This is a genomic window from Centipeda sp. (in: firmicutes) (assembly GCF_057271695.1).
The window spans coordinates 1-19,284 of sequence record NZ_DBHIVL010000020.1 but is presented as its reverse complement, the minus strand read 5'-3'; the positions used below and the strand labels follow the sequence as shown (position 1 = coordinate 19,284).

13 protein-coding genes and 1 other RNA gene are annotated in these 19,284 nt (G+C 56.9%); all 14 read left to right on the top strand.

Annotated features, from left to right (window positions below; all coding sequences use genetic code 11):
- The 14 genes from ACO6BQ_RS04730 to hslV all read left to right on the top strand — a co-directional run bounded on the left by ACO6BQ_RS04730 (nt 1) and on the right by hslV (nt 19,236).
- On the top strand, nt 1-1,926 hold the full coding sequence (locus tag ACO6BQ_RS04730) for an ABC-F family ATP-binding cassette domain-containing protein (RefSeq protein WP_489119781.1): 1,926 nt from the start codon (nt 1-3) through the stop codon (nt 1,924-1,926).
- A gap of 1 nt (nt 1,927) precedes the next feature.
- A complete protein-coding gene (gene recD2 / locus ACO6BQ_RS04725) occupies nt 1,928-4,096 on the top strand; it encodes an SF1B family DNA helicase RecD2 (RefSeq protein WP_489119767.1) in 2,169 nt (722 codons plus the stop codon).
- A gap of 233 nt (nt 4,097-4,329) precedes the next feature.
- Nucleotides 4,330-5,274 (top strand): aspartate carbamoyltransferase catalytic subunit, encoded by a 945-nt coding sequence (locus ACO6BQ_RS04720; RefSeq protein ID WP_489119766.1) that lies wholly within the window; start codon nt 4,330-4,332, stop codon nt 5,272-5,274.
- On the top strand, nt 5,275-6,567 hold the full coding sequence (locus tag ACO6BQ_RS04715) for a dihydroorotase (RefSeq protein WP_489119765.1): 1,293 nt from the start codon (nt 5,275-5,277) through the stop codon (nt 6,565-6,567).
- Nucleotides 6,564-7,637 (top strand): glutamine-hydrolyzing carbamoyl-phosphate synthase small subunit, encoded by a 1,074-nt coding sequence (gene carA, locus ACO6BQ_RS04710; RefSeq protein ID WP_489119764.1) that lies wholly within the window; start codon nt 6,564-6,566, stop codon nt 7,635-7,637. The genes ACO6BQ_RS04715 and carA overlap by 4 nt, the downstream gene beginning before the upstream one ends.
- Before the next feature lie 3 nt (nt 7,638-7,640).
- Nucleotides 7,641-10,868 (top strand): carbamoyl-phosphate synthase large subunit, encoded by a 3,228-nt coding sequence (gene carB, locus ACO6BQ_RS04705; RefSeq protein ID WP_489119763.1) that lies wholly within the window; start codon nt 7,641-7,643, stop codon nt 10,866-10,868.
- Nucleotides 10,840-11,622 carry a dihydroorotate dehydrogenase electron transfer subunit gene (locus ACO6BQ_RS04700; protein ID WP_489119762.1) on the top strand — a complete coding sequence of 261 codons (783 nt, stop codon included), beginning with the start codon at nt 10,840-10,842 and terminating at the stop codon, nt 11,620-11,622. Before carB ends, ACO6BQ_RS04700 begins: the two co-directional genes overlap by 29 nt.
- Nucleotides 11,612-12,556, top strand: coding sequence for a dihydroorotate dehydrogenase (locus ACO6BQ_RS04695; protein ID WP_489119761.1), 945 nt, complete (start codon nt 11,612-11,614; stop codon nt 12,554-12,556). The genes ACO6BQ_RS04700 and ACO6BQ_RS04695 overlap by 11 nt, the downstream gene beginning before the upstream one ends.
- 129 nt (nt 12,557-12,685) lie before the next feature.
- An RNA gene (rnpB, locus tag ACO6BQ_RS04690) (RNase P RNA component class A) lies at nt 12,686-13,044 on the top strand.
- 74 nt (nt 13,045-13,118) lie between these two features.
- Nucleotides 13,119-13,781, top strand: a complete 663-nt coding sequence (locus tag ACO6BQ_RS04685; protein ID WP_489119760.1) for a C40 family peptidase — start codon at nt 13,119-13,121, stop codon at nt 13,779-13,781.
- Nucleotides 13,782-13,987: 206 nt separating this feature from the next.
- Nucleotides 13,988-15,079: a DNA-processing protein DprA gene (gene dprA / locus ACO6BQ_RS04680; RefSeq protein WP_489119759.1), complete on the top strand. Its 1,092-nt coding sequence runs from the start codon at nt 13,988-13,990 to the stop codon at nt 15,077-15,079.
- Complete coding sequence (topA, locus tag ACO6BQ_RS04675) at nt 15,042-17,366, top strand: type I DNA topoisomerase (protein WP_489119758.1); 2,325 nt, start codon at nt 15,042-15,044, stop codon at nt 17,364-17,366. Before dprA ends, topA begins: the two co-directional genes overlap by 38 nt.
- The gene (gene trmFO / locus ACO6BQ_RS04670; RefSeq protein ID WP_489119757.1) at nt 17,363-18,700 is read left to right on the top strand and encodes a methylenetetrahydrofolate--tRNA-(uracil(54)-C(5))-methyltransferase (FADH(2)-oxidizing) TrmFO; all 1,338 of its coding nucleotides are present in this window, start codon (nt 17,363-17,365) and stop codon (nt 18,698-18,700) included. Before topA ends, trmFO begins: the two co-directional genes overlap by 4 nt.
- Complete coding sequence (gene hslV / locus ACO6BQ_RS04665) at nt 18,697-19,236, top strand: ATP-dependent protease subunit HslV (protein WP_489119756.1); 540 nt, start codon at nt 18,697-18,699, stop codon at nt 19,234-19,236. Before trmFO ends, hslV begins: the two co-directional genes overlap by 4 nt.
- Nucleotides 19,237-19,284: the final 48 nt, after the last annotated feature.

Sequence of the window (19,284 nt, the reverse complement as noted above, 5' to 3'; positions counted from 1 at the left end):
ATGGGCAGTCTGAAGGTCATTGGGCTCGAAAAGGCGTATGGCATACGCACGCTCTTTTCCAATGTAAATTTTGAAGTCATGCGCGGGGACAAGGTGGGGCTTGTCGGTGCAAACGGTACGGGCAAGACGACGCTGATGCGGATTCTCCTCGGCCGAGAGGAAAACGACGGCGGACAGGTCGTGATGGATCGCGCCGATACGGTCGGCTACGTCGAGCAGCAGGCATCGTTCACACATGATACCCTCTATGAGGAGCTGCGCAGCGCATTCGCCGATCTTCTCGCACTGCGTGCGGAGAAGGAGCGGATGGAGGAGGAGATCGCTGCAGGGCGTGCCGGCGCGGAGGAGCTGGCCGCCTACGGAAACCTCGTGACACGGTTCGAGGCGATGGATGGTTACGACTTCGAGAGCCGCATCCGCCGCGTGGCGTTTGGTCTTGGATTCTCCGAGGCAGATCTCGCGAAGGATGTTCGTCATTTCTCGGGCGGACAGACCACGCGCATCTGTCTTGCAAAGGCACTCTTGCGCGAGCCGGACTTTCTCTTGTTGGATGAGCCGACAAATCATCTGGATATCGGTATGATTGAGTGGCTTGAGAAATTTCTCCAATCCTATCGCGGCGGCGTTCTCCTGATCTCGCATGACCGTTATTTTCTCGATCGTGTTGCCACGCGCATATTGGAGCTCGATCACACGGAGATTACTGCGTATGCGGGGAACTACACGCACTATATGCGCGTGAAGAATGACCGCCGTGCAGCATTGCAGAGTGCGTATGAGAAACAGCAGACGCAGATCAAGAAAACCGAGGAATATATCGCACGCTATAAGGCGGGCATCAAAGCGAAGCAAGCACGCGGACGCCAGAGTCAGCTGAACCGTCTTGAGCGGATTGTCCTCCCGCCCGAGGCGGCACGGTTCAAGTATTTTGCCTTTGCAAAGCCGACGGAGTGTGCGCAGCGCGTGGCAGAACTTGAGGACATCACATTTGCCTATCCGGGCGGGCAGCGCGTCCTTGATCGCATCTCTCTTCTTATCCGCAAGGGGGATGGAGTGGCACTCATTGGTGAGAACGGTGTCGGCAAAACGACGCTCCTGCAAATCCTTGTGGGGGAACTGGAGGCGATGGGGCGGCTGAAGATCGGCAGCCGTGTCAAGATCGGTTATTTCTCACAGCAGCATGAAGGGCTTGATCCCAGCAAGACCATCTTGGATGAGATCTGCTATACCTACGGTCTGGATGAGGAGACGGCACGCAACTATCTCGGGGCATTCCTCTTTCACGGAGATGATGTGCTGCGGCTCATCGGCGCACTCTCGGGCGGGGAACAGGCGCGTGTGGCATTCCTCAAACTTATGTTGACGGATGCGAACTTTCTCGTACTGGACGAGCCGACAAACCATCTCGACATCCCTGCACGGGAGGCGGTGGAAGAGGCGTTGATGGCGTTCCCCGGCACGTTCATCGCCGTGTCACATGATCGCTATTTTCTCGACAAGACGGCAAACTGTACCCTTGAGCTGAAGGATGGCAGGATCACGGAATACCTTGGCAACTACAGCTACTATCTGATGAAGAAGGAAGCTGAGAGGGAGGAGGCGGCAGCGGACGAGCCGCGTGCGGAGAAGAAGCCGCAGAGTGCACCTCCCGCACAGGAGAAAAAAGACCGCGTGGAAGCACCTGCTGCACCGAAGGCTACCGTACACAGTGCCATTCCTGCTGCACGCCGACAGGAGATGATCGAGCGTACGGAGGCGGAAATCGCAATGGCGGAGGCAGAACTGAAGGGGCTTGAGTACGAGATGAACCGCCCCGAGACACAGGCAGATCCGGAGCGCAGTCATGCAATTGCAGAGGCGTATGCGGCAAAGGAAATCGAGATTATGCAGCGTTATGAGAAGTGGGAACAGCTGATGGAGGCGTGACATGGAACTCCAACAAAACCTTGGATTTCGCACCGAGGAAGAAGAGTTGACGGGCGTTGTCGATCATGTCATCTTCTCTGCGGGCGACGGTGCATTCGCTGTCTTTCGTTTACGCATGGAACATACAGGGAAATGCACAGCGACAACGAAGGGGGCCGCTCCGCTCGTTGGGCAGGAGGTTCGTCTGATGGGGAGCTGGGTCATGCATCCGCGTTTTGGGCGGCAGTTTCAGGCAGTGCGCATGCGCGTCAGTGCACCCACGAGTGCGGGCGGCATTGAACGCTTTCTCGCATCCGGTACCATCGACGGGATTGGTCCTGCGATGGCGCGGCGCATTGTCGAGAAGTTCGGCACGGAGGCGCTTCTCATCATCGAGCGTGCGCCGAGCCGCCTCAAAGAAATTTCGGGCATCGGCCCGAAGACTGTGGAGAAAATCACCGCCTCCTATATGCGTCAGTCCGAGCTGCGCGACATCATGCTCTGGCTTGAGGAGCACGGTGTGAGCGGCACCTACGCGGCGCGTATTTTCAAGGCATACGGATCGTTTGCGGTCGAGGTCATGGAGAAATCTCCCTATCGTCTCGCGCAGGAGATTGACGGGATTGGCTTCATCACAGCGGATACCATTGCCATTGCCGCAGGATGGGAAAAGAACTCCTCTCCGCGCATTGCCGCAGGACTTTCCTATGAGCTCACACAAATCTCCTCGGGCGGACACTGCTGCATTCCCGAATCCATGCTTGCAGAGCGGGCGGCGCAGCGTCTCGGCGTTGCACGCAGTGAGGTCATGGAGGTGCTCAGCCGCGAAGTGAAGATGAGCCGTCTCTATGCAGTGGACGAGATGGGGGAGCGTCTCATCTACGCACCGCAGCTCTACAAGGCGGAGGCGGAGACGGCGCGGCTTCTGCGGATGCTGCAGCGAAAGGCGGATCACATCCACGTTCACGATACCGCTGCCCTCGTTACGGCATGGGAGGCGGAGCATCATGTCAGTCTGGCATCGGCTCAGCGCGAGGCGGTCATTGCCGCGCTCGAACACGGCGTCCTCGTTCTGACGGGAGGCCCGGGTACGGGCAAGACGACCGTCGTACGCAGTATGATTGACATCCTCGGGGCGCAGGGGCTTGAGATCCTGCTTGCTGCTCCGACGGGACGCGCGGCAAAGCGTCTCGCGGAGGCGACGGGCTATCCCGCTGCGACAGTGCACCGCATGCTCGAAGCACAGGGCAGGGAGGACGGCGAGATGCGCTTTGCACGCGACGCGGAGACGCAGCTTGAGGCGGATGTCATCATTGTGGACGAGGTTTCCATGATGGACATTGTGCTCATGCAGCATCTTCTCACTGCCGTCCTCCCTGGGGCGCATCTCATCCTCGTCGGCGATGTGGATCAGCTGCCTGCGGTCGGTCCGGGTTCCGTGCTCCAGGACATCCTGCGCTCGGGTGTCATTCCGAGCGTCCGTCTGACCGAGATTTTTCGTCAGAACAATACGGGCACGATCGTCCTCAATGCACACGCCATCAACTCCGGCCGCGTACCATCCTTCACGGAGGCGGATTTTTCATTCGTCACCGCAGCATCGAGCGAGGATGCCGCCGCACAGATTGTTTCCATTTGTGCACAGCTCATTCGCACAGGTTCGGATCTCATGGATCTGCAGGTGCTCTCGCCCATGCGGCGCGAGGCATGCGGTGTGGATCTGCTCAACCGCAGTTTGCAGGCGGCACTGAATCCACCTGCGTCAGACAAGGCGGAGGCGGTCGGATTCCGCCTTGGCGACAAAGTCATGCAGACGCGCAACGACTATATGAAGAATGTGTTCAACGGCGACATCGGACGCATTGTCCAAATCGATTCGGAGCACCTCGTTGTCGCATTCGCCGAAGATGTGGAGATCCCCTATACGAGGGATGAGTTCGGTGCGCTGACGCTTGCCTATGCGATGAGTGTGCACAAAAGCCAGGGCAGCGAGTACGACATCATCATCCTCCCGCTTGTGCGTGCGCATCACATTATGCTGCAGCGCAATCTCCTCTATACTGCCGTCACGCGCGCAAAGAAGGGGGTCATTCTCATCGGCGACCGCACGGCACTCTTTACGGCGGTCAGCAACGATCGCACGCGCCGCCGGTATACCCTGCTCGCAGAGCGGTTGGCAGAGAAAATCTAATCTTGCGTTGCCGTGCAAGCGGTTGATTTTTGCATCTGAAAACAGTATAATGAGGAGAAATAAAGGGAGGGCTTCGGCACTTCCGAACATATCACCTTTTAAGAGGTCCTGTGAGGCCTTAAGGGAGTTTTCAATGAAACACACGACACTATTCGTCTATCCAATTTTAGAATGCAAAGCTTTCTTATGCCTTTCTTTTGGCATTGGAAAGCTTTTTTAGTGCGTGAAAGGAGATGCACATGAGTCAGGAGTTATCACTCAAGGGACGCGATGTTCTTGCGCTCGAAGATTTTTCGGCAGAGGAGATTCGTCTCGTTCTGAACACGGCACGCGAGATGAAGAACATTGTCGGCCGTGACATCAAGAAGGTGCCCGCGCTCAGGGGAAAGGCGATCGTCACGCTGTTCTACGAGCCGAGCACGCGAACGCGTACGTCGTTCGAACTCGCGGGGAAGTACCTCGGTGCCGATGTCGTGAACATTACGGCGAGTGCATCCAGTATCGTCAAGGGGGAAAGTCTGCGCGACACGCTCTATACGATTGAGGCGATGGGTACGGACGCGATCGTCATGCGCCACAAGGCGGAGGGAGCTGCCGCATACGCTGCCGATGCTGTTTCTCCCGTGATTATCAATGCGGGCGACGGTGCTCATGCACATCCCTCGCAGGGGCTGCTCAACCTCTATACCATCGAGGAGAACAAGGGGAAGCTCGCCGGGCTGAAGGTCGCCATTCTCGGGGACGTGCTGCACAGCCGCGTCGCACGTTCGGATATACAGGGCATGCGCAAGATGGGCATGGACGTGCATATTGCGGGTCCGCGTCCTCTCCTGCCGCGCTTTCTGCATGAGGAGGAGGGCATCACCATCCATGACCGCATCGAGGACGCGGTCGAAGGTGCAGATGTTATCGAGGTGCTGCGCATTCAGCTCGAACGCATGAAGGGCGGGCTGTTCCCCTCGACACGCGAGTATGCACGTATCTACGGGCTGAACGAGGAGCGTCTGGCACTGGCGAACGATGCCATTGTTCTTCATCCGGGTCCCATGAACAAGGGCTGGGAAATCTCGGAGTCCGTTGCCTATGGTGTGCAGTCGCGGATTCAAGAAGAAGTGAAAAACGGGGTCGCCATCCGCATGGCACTCTTTACCTTGGTTCTGATGGGAGGGAAAGCCTAAATGAGTGCATTGCTCCTAAAGGGCGGACGAGTCATCGACCCCGCCGCACAGCGCGATGAAATCTGTGATGTCCTCATCGAGAACGGTGTCATTCAGCAGGTCGGAAAAGATCTGAGCGCGGACGGTGCCGAGGTCTATGATGCCGCCGGAAAAATCGTCACACCCGGGTTCATCGATATGCACACGCATCTCCGCGAGCCGGGGCAGGAGGCGAAGGAGGACTTTGCTTCCGGTTCGCGTGCAGGCGCGGCGGGCGGCTATACAACGATTGCAACGATGCCGAACACGCGTCCTGTGGTGGATGATGCGGCACTCGTTACGAGCCTCATCAAGCGTGCCGAGGACGTTGCCGTCATCCATATCCGCATCATCGGTGCAGTGACGAAGAATCAGGAGGGAAAGGAGCTCGCCGAGCTCGGCGACATGGTCGAAGCGGGGGCAGTTGCCTTCTCGGACGACGGGCATTTCGACCCTTCGGCGAAGGTGCTCCTCAGTGCCTATGACTACCTTGTTCCGTTCGATAAGGCAATCATCAATCACGAGGAAGAACCGTCGCTTGTCGAGGACGGTGCAATGAACGAGGGACATCGCAGTGCGATGCTCGGGATCAAGGGGCGTCCAATTGTGGCGGAGGACATTGCCGTTGCACGCGACATTATGCTCGCGGAGTACGCGGGCGCACATGTGCACGTCGCGCACATCAGTTCGGGGCGTGCGGTTCAGCTTGTCCGCGATGCAAAGATGCGCGGTGTGCGTGCGACAACGGAAGTTACACCGCATCATCTGACACTGACGGACGAATGTGTCGACCCACGCGACAGCTCGACAAAGGTAAATCCGCCGTTGCGCACGGCAAGAGATGTCGATGCAATGGTCGCGGGTCTCCTCGACGGAACAATCGAAATGATCGTCACCGACCATTCACCGCACGCACCCGAGGAGAAGGATCGGGAGTACATTTACGCACCGAGCGGATTCCCCGGATTCGAGACGGCACTCGGTGTACTGCTGACCGACCTCGTTCACACGGGCAAAGTTCCGCTCGAAACACTGATCGAGCGCATGACCTACGGCCCCGCACGTGTATTCAAACTGAACGCGGGTACGCTCGCCGAGGGCGCACCTGCGGATGTCACGGTGATCGATCCCGACCTGCAATGGACGGTCGATGTGAACAAGTTCTATACGCGGGGCAGACACTCCCCGTTCAACGGACGGCAGCTCAAGGGGAAAGCGGTGCTTACCGTGGTCGATGGCAAAATTGTTATGAAGGATGGGGTCATAGTAGTATGAAAGGGAAACTGATACTGGAGGACGGTTCGGTCTACACGGGCGAATTGCTTCACAGTGATACAAAAGCCGTGGGTGAGGTTGTATTTACCACGACGATGACGGGATATCAGGAGAGCCTGACCGATCCGTCCTTCTGCGGGCAGATTCTCACGATGACGTATCCGCTGATCGGGAACTACGGCGCAGCGGCGAAGTTCATGCAGTCGCGCAAGTCTTTTGTGCGTGGCTTTGTCATCGGTGAACTCTGTGACGCACCGAACAACTGGCAGTCCGAGGAGAGCCTGACGGACTTCCTGACCGAGCACGAGACCCCGTGCCTTTACAATGTGGACACACGCGCAATCACGCGCCACATCCGCTCTGCTGGTGCGATGAAGGGCGTAATCGTTCCCGCAGATCTATCAGAGCGCGAGATCGCAGCATTGCAGGCGGAGGAACTCCCGCGCAACGTCGTGGAGATCGTTACGACACCCGAGGTCTACACCCTTGAGACGGAAACGCCTGATGCACCGCATATTGTGGCAATGGATTTTGGTGTGAAGCGCAGTATTCTGCATAACATCAATCGGATCGGGGCAAAAGTTACGGTTGTACCTGCGCAGACCAGTGCAGAAGAGCTGCTTGCGCTGAATCCCGACGGAGTGTTCCTCTCGAACGGCCCCGGTGATCCGACGGATGTGCCGGAGATTGTCGAGGAAATCCGTAAGCTCGCGGGAAAGAAGCCGATCTTCGGTATCTGTCTCGGACATCAGCTGCTCGCGCTTGCGTTTGGTGCTAAGACATACAAGATGAAGTTCGGACATCGCGGCGGCAATCAACCGGTCAAGAATCTCAAGATGGGCAAGGTGCACATCTCTGCACAAAACCATGGCTATGCCGTCGACCCTGCCTCGCTTTCGGGCACACCACTTGTTATTACACATACAAATGTCAATGACGATACGATTGAGGGACTGCGTCATACGTCGCTGCCGATCTTCTCCGTGCAGTACCATCCGGAGGCTGCGCCGGGACCGGACGACAATATGTATCTCTTTGATGAGTTCTGGAATCTGATGAAGGGGGAGTGACGTATGCCGCGCAAGGAAAATTTGAAGAAGGTCATGGTCATCGGCTCCGGCCCTATCATCATCGGACAGGCAGCAGAGTTTGACTATGCGGGCTCGCAGGCGTGTCGCGCACTGAGGGAAGATGGTCTTGAGGTCGTGCTCGTCAACAGCAACCCCGCAACCATTATGACGGATACGAATATCGCCGACCGTGTTTACATCGAGCCGCTGACGCCGGAGTTTCTTGAGGAGATCATCGCTAAGGAGAAGCCGGACGGTCTGCTCGCAACACTCGGCGGGCAGGCAGGTCTGAACCTCGCCGTACAGCTTGCCGAAAAGGGCGTTCTTGCGCAGCACGGCGTGGAACTGCTCGGCACCTCACTCGAGGCAATCGAAAAGGCGGAGGATCGTGAACGCTTCAAGGAGACGATGGAGAAGCTCGGCGAACCGATTCCGGAGAGTACAATTGTCGAAGATGTACATGCGGCCGTTGAATTTGCAAACAGAATTGGTTATCCTGTCATTGTACGCCCTGCGTATACGATGGGCGGCACGGGCGGTGGTATTGCAGAAAATGAGGAAGAACTCATTGCAACCGTCATCAAGGGGCTGAACTACTCGATGATTGGGCAGGTGCTCATCGAGCGCAGTGTTGCCGGGTGGAAGGAAATCGAGTTCGAGGTCATCCGTGACGGCAATGACAACTGCATCACCGTTTGCAGCATGGAGAATTTTGACCCTGTTGGTGTTCATACAGGTGACAGTATTGTTGTTGCTCCTGCACAGACGCTGACGGATCGTGAGTATCAAATGCTCCGCAGTGCGAGCCTTCGCATCATTCGCGAGCTCGGCATTGAAGGGGGCTGCAATGCCCAGTATGCGCTCGACACGAAGAGCAACAAGTACTATGTCATTGAGGTCAACCCGCGTGTCAGCCGTTCCTCGGCGCTCGCCTCGAAGGCGACGGGCTATCCGATTGCAAAGGTGTCCTCGAAGATAGCGATTGGGTACACGCTCGATGAGATTGTCAACTCCGTGACGAAGAAGACAAAGGCATGCTTTGAGCCGACGATCGACTACTGTGTGGTGAAGTTCCCACGCTGGCCATTTGATAAGTTTATCTACGCAGACCATACGCTTGGCACACAGATGAAGGCTACAGGCGAGGTCATGTCCATTGATCGCAGCTTTGAGGGAGCAATTCTCAAGGCGGTGCGTTCGCTCGAGATCGGTGTCAACCGCCTCTATATCGACCGCTTTGCCGCGTGGGACGACGAGCGCGTAGAGAAGCAGCTCTCTGCGGTCAACGACGAGCGCATCTTTGTCATTGCTGAGGCTCTGCGGCGCGGCAAGCTGACGGTCGATGCGATTTCGGATATCACGAAGGTGGACAAGTGGTTCATCCACAAGCTCAAGCATATCACGGATGTTGAGAATCAGCTTGCCTCCGCTCCGCTCACACCGAAGCTGCTCTCAGCGGCGAAATGGGTCGGTCTTGCCGATGTCTCCATCGCCGATCTGACGAAGAAGACACGCGATGAGATCCGCACCATGCGCCGCAGCCATAACATTCTCCCCTGCTATAAGATGGTGGATACCTGCGCCGCCGAGTTCGAGGCGATGACGCCGTACTATTACTCCACGTTCCGCGGCACGGAGGATGAGGTTGCCGTCTCCAATCGGAAAAAGGTGATTGTGCTCGGCTCCGGTCCCATCCGCATCGGGCAGGGGGTCGAATTCGACTACTGCTCGGTGCACTCGGTCTGGGCACTGCGCGAGATGGCCATTGAGGCGATCATCATCAACAACAATCCCGAGACGGTCAGCACGGACTTTGACATCTCCGATCGCCTTTACTTTGAGCCGTTGACGGTGGAGGATGTGCTTAACATCGTCGATAAGGAGAAACCGGACGGTGTCATTGTCCAGTTCGGCGGACAGACTGCAATCAATCTCGCGGCGGAACTTGAGCGTGCAGGGCTTCGTGTCTACGGTACGTCCGTCAATGACATTGACCGCTCCGAGGATCGTGAGCGGTTTGACGAGGTGCTCACGCAGACGGGCATTTCACGTCCCGAGGGGATCAGCGTGACGAATCTTGAGGATGCCGTCGCAGGTGCGACGCGCATCGGCTACCCTGTCATGGTGCGTCCCTCGTACGTCCTTGGCGGACGTGCGATGGAGATCGTCTACAATGAGGAGGAACTGCGTGACTATATGAGCCGCGCGGTTACGGTGACGCCCGATCATCCCGTGCTTGTTGATCGCTATATGCAGGGAACGGAAGTCGAGGTCGATGCCATTTCCGATGGTGTGGATGTCGTCATCCCCGGCATCATGGAGCACATCGAGCGTGCCGGCATTCACTCGGGCGACAGCATTGCGGTCTATCCGCCGCAGACGCTGCCCGCACGCGTGATCTACACCATTATCGACTATACAAAACGGCTTGCCGTAGCCCTCCACGTCAAGGGGCTGCTCAACATCCAGTTCGTTGTCGCACGCGATGAGGTCTTTATCATCGAGGTCAATCCGCGCTCGAGCCGTACCGTGCCGTTCCTGTCCAAGATCACGAACGTCAACATGGTAGGCGTTGCGACACAGGTGGCGATGGGGGCAACACTCAAGGAACTCGGCTTCCACTCGGGGCTGATTCCGCCGCGTCCCTATGTTGCCGTCAAAGCCCCCGTCTTCTCCTTTGCAAAGATGACGGATGTCGACATTTCCCTTGGTCCCGAGATGAAGTCGACGGGTGAGGTCATGGGCTTGGACTATCACTATGCGCGTGCCCTCTACAAGGCGATCGTCGGTTCGGGGCTAAACATCCCGACGAAGGGCTGTTTGCTCTTTACCGTTGCCAACAAGGACAAGGAGGAGCTCAAGCAGCTCGCAAAAGCCTTCTCCGAGTTCAATTTTGACATCGTAGCGACGGAGGGAACGGCAAAGGCGATTGCCGAGCTCGGCATTGATGTCGAGGTGGTCGGCAAGGTGCATGAGCGCAGCTCGGACATCATCGAGATGATCAAGAGCGGCAAAATCAACATGGTCATCAATACACTGACACAGGGCAAGCACTCCGCCCGCGACGGCTTCAAGATCCGCCGCGCCACGGTGGAGCACGGCATTGCCTGTCTCACCTCACTTGATACGGCATGGGAGGTGCTGCGCGTGCTTGAGTTTATGCGCAATCGCCGTCTGGTCTATACACTCGCGATTCAGGATTATGTCGGCGGAGGGGATGATCTTGCCTAAGGTAATCGAGGAGGCACGGATTCTTTCCCACGAAGCACCGATTGCGGGTGTCGATATACTGACGCTCGCCGCTCCGCAAATTGCACAAACTGCCCTGCCAGGGCAGTTTGTGCAGGTCTCCGTTCCCGTGAGCGGCGGATTTCTGCGCCGCCCACTCGGCATTGCGGAGGTCTCGCGCACGGATGGATGGATTCGTCTCATCTACCGTCAGGTGGGGCGTGGTACGGAGACTCTTGCAGGAGCGGCGGCGGGGGCAGATGTCTCCGTCCTCGGTCCTCTGGGACGCGGCTTCGATACCGCGCTGAACCACCCGCTCCTCGTCGGCGGAGGTATGGGGCTCACGCCGCTCCTCTTCTTTGCTGCAGCGCACCCGAATGTCTCCGTTCTGATGGGGGGGCGTACAAAGGAAGAAGTGTTCTGGGAGGAAATTTATCGCCCCCATGTGCGTGAATGCTTCATCACAACGGACGATGGTTCGTACGGCACGCAGGGGTTTGTGACAACGCTCCTGCCGGAATTATTGAAAGGCGGAACGTATGACGGCGTTGCGGTCTGCGGCCCTCCCGTTATGATGGAGCGCGTCGCCGCGATTGCGAGCGAATACGCGATTCCCTGCGAGGTTTCGCTTGAAAAGCGCATGGCATGCGGACTAGGCGCGTGCCTGTCATGCGCTGTGGACACGAAGAGCGGCCGACGCAAGGTCTGCAAGGACGGCCCTGTTTTCCCGGCGGGGGAGGTGTACTATGCCTCCTAGTACAGTAAAATATCCGTATGATGATCTCCTGCGCACGAATATCGCCGGCATTGAGATGCGAACCCCCGTCCTAACGGCATCGGGGACGTTCGGCTTCGGCGAGGAGTTTGCGGATTTTGTCGACCTCGCACGTCTCGGCGGCGTCATGGTCAAGGGAACGACACTCGCTCCACGGCGTGGGAACGAGGGCGTACGCATCGCAGAGACACCACAGGGGATGCTCAACTGCATCGGGCTCGAAAATCCCGGCGTGGAGCACTTCCTGACGGAGATCCTGCCACGCATCCAGGTGTACAGCATGAATGTCATCGTCAATATATCGGGAAGCTCCGTCGAGGACTATGCGGAAATTGCACGGCGGCTCAATGTCGACGGCGTTGCCGCGCTTGAGATCAACATCTCCTGTCCGAATGTCAGGGAGGGCGGCATCGTCTTTGGCACAGACCCGCGTGCGGCGGCAGACGTCGTGCGTGCGGTGGTGTCGGCGTCCGAAAAGCCCGTCATTGCAAAGCTCTCGCCGAATGTCACGAGCATTACGGAAATGGCACTTGCCGTTGAGGAGGCGGGGGCAGATGCGATCTCGCTCATCAACACGCTCATTGGAATGCAGATCGACATCTATCGCCGCCGTCCCGTCCTCGGCAACCGCACAGGGGGGCTCTCGGGTCCTGCAGTAAAACCTGTTGCTGTGCGTATGGTTTGGGACGTGGCACACGTTGTTCACGTTCCCGTCATCGGGATGGGCGGGATTTCCTCGTGGGAGGACGCGGTCGAATTCTTCCTTGCGGGTGCATCTGCGATTGCAGTTGGCACGGCGAACTTCGTCGATCCCTCCGTTACCATGAAGATCTGTGACGGATTGGGACGCTATTTGCATGAGAATCAAATGTCCAACATTGAAGAAATTGTTGGAAAGGGATGGGGCTTGACTTAAAATCTATGAAAAAAATTCTCATAAAAAGGATTTTTTGTTCGTAAGGATTCCGTTCATCCCATATACTACAAGGGCTAGGGGGACTTTTGACACCTATACCCCATATGTGGTATAATCTTCGCGTTGGTATGAGAAACCGAGACAATCGCGTCCCTCCTTTTGGAGGGGCGAGGAAAGTCCGAGCTCCACAGGGCAGTGTGCCGGATAACGTCCGGCGAGGGCAACCTTAGGGATAGTGCCATAGAAATTTATACCGCCGATCTCCGATCGGTAAGGGTGGAAAGGTGCGGTAAGAGCGCACCAGCAGTCGAGTAATCGGCTGGCTTGGGTAAACCCCACATGGAGCAAGACCAAATAGGGAAGGATGAAGGCGGCCCGTCGACCTTCCGGGTAGTGTCGCTTGAGGCGTTCGGCAACGGACGTCCCAGATAAATGATTGTCGCCGCCCATGGGGCGGAACAGAACTCGGCTTATTGGTTTCTCACAGCCAATGCAATTTGTAGAAGAAAATATCTATGTGTACTCAAGGAGTCCTTGGGTATCGGTGGAAGGAAGTGTTTGCTTGCGAAAGAAAATCAAGATTCTTGCGTTATCCGCAATGCTTCTCTGCTCCGCATCCATTGCGAGTGCAGAGTCATTCCAGCTTGGCGATCAGGGTACGGATGTAGCCGAGATTCAGGGACAGTTGTCCAGTTTTGGTTATGACGTTGTCGCTGACGGTGATTTCGGACCTGCGACGGCAGAGGCTGTCAAGGACTTCCAGGCGTCGCAGGGGCTCGCAGTCGACGGGATGGTCGGTCCAACGACCTATCAGGCACTTCTTGGGAAAACCATGCCACAGGTCAGCCGCGGCTCGAACTACATCGTTCGCCGCGTGATCTCGGACTCCATGCAGTACATCGGAGTTCCGTATTCCTTCGGCGGCACAACGCCTTCCGGCTTTGACTGCTCGGGCTTTGTGCGCTACGTGTTTGCCAATGCGGGCATCTATCTCCCGCGCACGGCAGATGCACAGTACGATGTCGGCTATCCGATCTCGTCGTCGGAGATGGTTCCCGGTGATCTTGTCTTCTTCTCGACGTATGAGTATGGTCCTTCGCATGTGGGCATCTATCTCGGCAACGGCAACTTCATCAATGCTTCGTCGAGTCGTGGTGTCGCGATTGACAATCTGCATGGTGGCTACTGGGGTGCGTGCTACATCGGAGCACGTCGCATTATGTGATAGAGAATCTGGGGAGGGGCTTTGCCCCTCTTTTTTAATAGGAGGATGTCATGGCGGATCTCTTTCTTTGCCTTCTTGTGTTCCTCATGCTATACTATGTATTCGGTGATGAACTGTTTCCAAGATAAAACTCTTCATTAAATAGAAAATTATTCCCGCCGGTTGCATTCTGATATGAATTTATGTAATATGGGGAGCGTACAGCAATGGAGGATCGATGGTATTTAGCCGCACTCTTGCAGTGTCGCCAGATCGGAAGTGTGCGTATGCGTCGTCTGTGCGACGCCGTTTCCGACGTGCGTATGGTCTGGTCAATGAATGCGGCGGAACTTCGGGAAACAGGTGCGCTCACGGACACGGTTGCCGATGCACTTGCCCGCCACAGTACGATGCACCCAGATCTGCCCGCGCAAATCCAAGAGGCTTGTACGCGGCTGGACATTGCGCTCATTACGATTGATGATGCAGACTATCCTGTTGTTCTGCGGGAAATCTTCGATCCTCCGCTCGTTCTCTACTATCGTGGCACGATTGTCCCCGATGCGCGCCGCATCGGCATCGTCGGCGCGCGCAAATTCACTGCCTACGGTGAGGCGGCGGCGATGGAGTTCGCAGAGCGGCTCGCAGCGGCGGGTGTCACCGTCGTGAGCGGTGCGGCTCGCGGCATTGATACGCGCGCACATCGCGGGGCACTGCGCGGTGGGAGAACCGTTGCCGTCCTCGCCTGTGGCGTGGACATTGCCTATCCGCCCGAGAATCGGCGTCTGCTTGCACAGGTTGCTGAGACGGGCGGTGCGGTCATCTCCGAGTACGCACCGGGTACACAGCCGCTGCCTGTCTTTTTTCCCGCACGCAACCGTATCATCAGCGGTCTTTCCGAGGGAACGCTTGTGGTCGAGGCGGCACAGCGCAGTGGTTCGCTCATCACCGCGGAGATGGCACTCAGTGAGGGACGGGACGTGTATGCGATCCCGGGGAGCATCTACTCGCCGCAAAGCGGCGGCTGTCATAACCTCATCCGTGCGGGCGCACGACTGGTCGAGACCCCGCAGGAAATCCTCGTCGAAATGCGGCTGACCGAGCCCCCACGGCGTCCTGTGCGTGAACAATTAACACCGGAAGAAGCTCGTATCTATCATGTTTTGTCCTTCGACCATGCGCTGAGCATGGATGAAATCTTGGACAGTATGCCGGAGCACGAGGTGGCAAATATCCCGCTGCTCCTGCTTCAAATGCAGCTCAAGGGAATTATTACAGAAAATGAAATGCACGCCTATCGGCGCGCTGAAAGGAACTGACGGATTGGCTACGCTGACATCTGCATCCAAAACGAAGACATCGAAAGCGAAAAGTACAAAGAATGCAAAGACATCGGGAAAAAAATCATCCTCCAAAACGCTTGTGATTGTCGAGTCTCCGGCAAAGGCGAAGACCATCGAACGACATCTCGGGAAGAACTACATTGTCAGAGCCTCCATGGGGCATCTGCGTGACCTTCCAAAGAGCCAGTTTGGCATCGATGTCGAAAATGAATTTTCACCAAAGTACATCAATGTTCGCGGCAAGGGAGATCTCATTCGTGCGCTCAAAAAAGAGGCAAAGAACGCAGACAAAATCTATCTCGCGAGTGATCCCGACCGTGAGGGAGAGGCGATTGCGTGGCATTTGGCATACATTCTCGGTGTTGATCCGGAGAAAGACTGCCGCATCGTCTTCCATGAGATTACAAAGCCCGCGATTGAGGAGGCCGTGCAGCACCCGCGCCCGATCCACATGGAACAGGTGGATGCCCAGCAGGCGCGCCGTATGCTCGACCGCATCGTCGGCTACAAGCTCTCGCCGCTGCTCTGGCGCAAGGTACGCAAAGGGCTGTCCGCAGGGCGCGTGCAGTCCGTGACCGTGCGTCTGATCTGCGATCGGGAGCGCGAGATCGATGAGTTCCAGTCCGAGGAGTATTGGACGGTCGAAGCAAAGCTGAAAAAGGGAAAGAATTCCTTTACGGCGGATGTAACTCATGCACACGACAAAAAACTGTCGCTGCACAGTGAGGCGGAGACAAGGCTGCTGACCGATGATCTTGCACAACAGGATTTCAAAGTCAAGGAAGTCAAGCGCAGCGAACGCCGCAAGAAGCCTGCGCCGCCGTTTACGACCAGTTCGCTCCAGCAGGATGCCGCGCGTAAGCTCGGCTTTACCTCGGGACGGACGATGATGATCGCCCAGCAGCTCTACGAGGGTATCGTTTTGGGACGGCACGGCTCTACTGGTCTCATCACCTATATGCGAACCGACTCAACGCGCATTTCCAATCTCGCCATCGACGAGGCACGGAGCTATCTTACGGAGGAGTATGGCAAGGAATACATTCCGACGCGTCCCAATATCTATGCGATGGGCAAAAAGGCGCAGGACGCGCATGAGGCGATCCGCCCGACAAGCATTATGCGAACACCGTTGGATGTGGAGCAGTATCTGAACCGTGACCAGCTGCGTCTCTACACGCTGATCTGGCAGCGTTTTGCGGCGAGTCAGATGTCCGCAGCCGTCTACGATACGATTGCGGCACAGATTGCGGCGGGGGACTACCAGCTGCGTGCACACGGCTCCAAGCTCAAGTTCAAGGGCTACACCGCCGTCTATGTAGGTTCGGAGATTGCAAAAAAGGAAAAGGATACCCTGCTGCCGGAGCTGGAGGCGGGGGATATACTTGCGCTTTCCGAACTGAAACCGGAGCAGCATTTTACCGAACCGCCGCCGCGCTACAACGATGCCTCCATTGTCAAGACACTGGAGGAAATGAGCATCGGACGTCCGAGCACCTATGCCCCCATCATCGAGACCATCCAGAAACGCGGCTATGTGGAACGTCGTGAGAAGCAGTTCCGCCCGACGGAACTCGGCTTCATCGTGACCGATATGCTTGAGGAGTATTTCAAGGACATTGTGGACGTGAAGTTCACGGCAAATCTCGAGGGCGAACTGGATGAGGTGGCAGACGGTACACTCAACAAGAACGACTTGCTCCGCAAATTCTACGCCCCCTTCGAGGAAACTCTCAAAAATGCAGAGGAAGTCATTGGCACCGTCGAGATCCCCGACGAGGTTACAGATATCCCCTGCGATAAATGTGGGCGCATGATGGTGGTAAAGCAGGGGCGCTTTGGCAAGTTCCTCGCGTGCCCGGGCTTTCCCGACTGCCGCAACGCGAAGCCGCTCCTGCGCGATACAGGTGTTGCCTGTCCGAAATGCGGCGGCAAGATTGTCGAGCGCAAAAGCCGGCGCGGGCGGGCATTCTTTGGCTGCGACCGCTATCCGGACTGTGACTATACAACGTGGGACGAACCGCAGCAGGAGACCTGCAAGGTGTGTGGTGCGTTTATGCAGAAGCATCGTTACCGCACGGGGCGCAGCATCCTCTACTGCAGCAACGAAACGTGCTCCTCACGCATCGGCAGCCCTATCGAAAAGGAGTTGGCACGGCAGAAATCGCGTGCACAGACATCGAAGGATGCCGAAACGTCCGCAGATGAACAGAACAGTACGGTTCGGAAAAAGACGACGCGCCGCAAGAGGACGGACGAATGAAGAAAATCACAGTCATTGGCGCGGGACTTGCAGGATGTGAGGCGGCATGGCAGGCGGCCGAGGCGGGGGCACAGGTCACGCTCTATGAGATGCGTCCCCTGCGACGCTCCCCCGCGCATCAGACAGACAGCTTTGCCGAGCTTGTGTGCAGCAACTCACTGCGCGGCGCGAGCCTTGAGAACGCCGTCGGCGTTCTCAAGGAGGAGATGCGGTGTCTCGGCTCGCTCATCATGCAGGCGGCGGATGCGACCTCTGTTCCTGCGGGCGGTGCACTTGCCGTGGATCGCACGAAATTCAGTGCCTATGTTACAGAGGCAACCGCACGTCATCCCAATATCCGTGTTCATCACGAAGAGATTACGGCGATTCCGAATACCGATGACAGCATTGTCATCATCGCTTCGGGACCGCTCACAGACGGTGCGCTTGCTGCAGAGATCGCTGCCCTGCTCGGTAATGACTCTCTCTATTTCTACGATGCAGCCGCGCCGCTCGTGAATGCTTCGAGCATCGATATGGCGCGGGCATATCGTGCCTCCCGCTATGGGAAGGGCGAGGCATCATACATCAACTGCCCGATGGATGAGGCGCAGTACGATGCCTTCTATGCAGCACTTATTACGGCGGAGACGGCACAGGCGCACGAATTTGAAAAGGAGATCTTCTTTGAGGGCTGTATGCCCGTTGAGGTCATGGCAGCACGCGGAAAGGACACTTTGCTCTATGGACCGCTCAAGCCCATGGGGCTTGAGCACCCTGAGACAGGTGTGCGTCCCCATGCCGTTGTTCAGCTGCGGCAGGACAACGCTGAGGCTACGATCTACAACATCGTCGGCTTCCAGACACGGCTCAAATGGCCGGAGCAGCAGCGCGTCTTTCGGATGATCCCGGGACTCGAAAATGCAGAGTTCCTGCGCTATGGCGTGATGCACCGCAACAGTTTTATCAATGCACCGCGTCACCTGTGCCCGACCTTTCAGACGCAGACGAACAATGCCTTGTTTTTTGCCGGGCAGATGACGGGCGTGGAGGGCTATGTAGAGTCTGCCGCGTCAGGACTGATGGCGGGACTGAATGCCGTGCGCCGCGCGGCAGACAGGGAGCCTCTTGTCTTTCCGCAGGAAACCGCGCACGGGGCACTCGCACACTATATCACCTCATGCGACCCTGCGCATTTTCAGCCCATGAATATCAACTTTGGGCTTCTGCCTCGCCTAGAGAATCTTCCGCGCCGTACGCGTAAGCCGGAGAAAAAGCGGATGCTGGCAGAGCGTGCCTTGACAGAGTTGGAGAATTTCTGTGCAGAGCATATCAAAGGAGCATACACAGTATGACATTCCATGCAACAACCATTGTCGCAGTCAAAAAGGGGAACAAGGTCGCCATTGCGGGCGACGGTCAGGTGACCTTTGGGGAACGCGCGATCATGAAAGCGAATGCGCGCAAAGTTCGCCGTCTCTATCACGGTAAGATCCTCGCAGGCTTCGCGGGATCGGTCGCGGATGCGTTCACACTGTTCGAGAAGTTTGAGGTCAAGCTCGAATCCTACAGCGGCAACCTACAGCGAGCCGCTGTAGAGCTTGCGAAGGACTGGCGCACGGACAAGGTGCTCCGTAAGCTTGAGGCTCTTCTCCTCGTCGCAGACAAGGACGGCATTCTCATGATCTCAGGCAACGGCGAAGTCATTGAGCCGGACGGGGACTGTACCGCAATCGGCTCAGGCGGATTCTTTGCCCTTGCCGCAGCACGCGCCCTTGTCGCACACAGTTCGATGGATGCTGCAGAGATCGCAAGGGAATCCCTCTCGATTGCAGCGGATATATGCGTTTACACAAATCATAATATTACGGTGGAGGTACTGGAAGGTTGAAAGTACAGCCAGTAAATAAAGGCACACGAAAACAGGTCACAGAGTGAC

Bases quoted from the DNA above. Each gene is read 5' to 3' on its own strand.
- ACO6BQ_RS04730 (WP_489119781.1), top strand. From the start codon at position 1: ATGGGCAGTCTGAAGGTCATTGGGCTCGAAAAGGCGTATGGCATACGC.
- recD2 (WP_489119767.1), top strand. From the start codon at position 1,928: ATGGAACTCCAACAAAACCTTGGATTTCGCACCGAGGAAGAAGAGTTG.
- ACO6BQ_RS04720 (WP_489119766.1), top strand. From the start codon at position 4,330: ATGCACATGAGTCAGGAGTTATCACTCAAGGGACGCGATGTTCTTGCG.
- ACO6BQ_RS04715 (WP_489119765.1), top strand. From the start codon at position 5,275: ATGAGTGCATTGCTCCTAAAGGGCGGACGAGTCATCGACCCCGCCGCA.
- carA (WP_489119764.1), top strand. From the start codon at position 6,564: ATGAAAGGGAAACTGATACTGGAGGACGGTTCGGTCTACACGGGCGAA.
- carB (WP_489119763.1), top strand. From the start codon at position 7,641: ATGCCGCGCAAGGAAAATTTGAAGAAGGTCATGGTCATCGGCTCCGGC.
- ACO6BQ_RS04700 (WP_489119762.1), top strand. From the start codon at position 10,840: ATGTCGGCGGAGGGGATGATCTTGCCTAAGGTAATCGAGGAGGCACGG.
- ACO6BQ_RS04695 (WP_489119761.1), top strand. From the start codon at position 11,612: ATGCCTCCTAGTACAGTAAAATATCCGTATGATGATCTCCTGCGCACG.
- dprA (WP_489119759.1), top strand. From the start codon at position 13,988: ATGGAGGATCGATGGTATTTAGCCGCACTCTTGCAGTGTCGCCAGATC.
- topA (WP_489119758.1), top strand. From the start codon at position 15,042: ATGAAATGCACGCCTATCGGCGCGCTGAAAGGAACTGACGGATTGGCT.
- trmFO (WP_489119757.1), top strand. From the start codon at position 17,363: ATGAAGAAAATCACAGTCATTGGCGCGGGACTTGCAGGATGTGAGGCG.
- hslV (WP_489119756.1), top strand. From the start codon at position 18,697: ATGACATTCCATGCAACAACCATTGTCGCAGTCAAAAAGGGGAACAAG.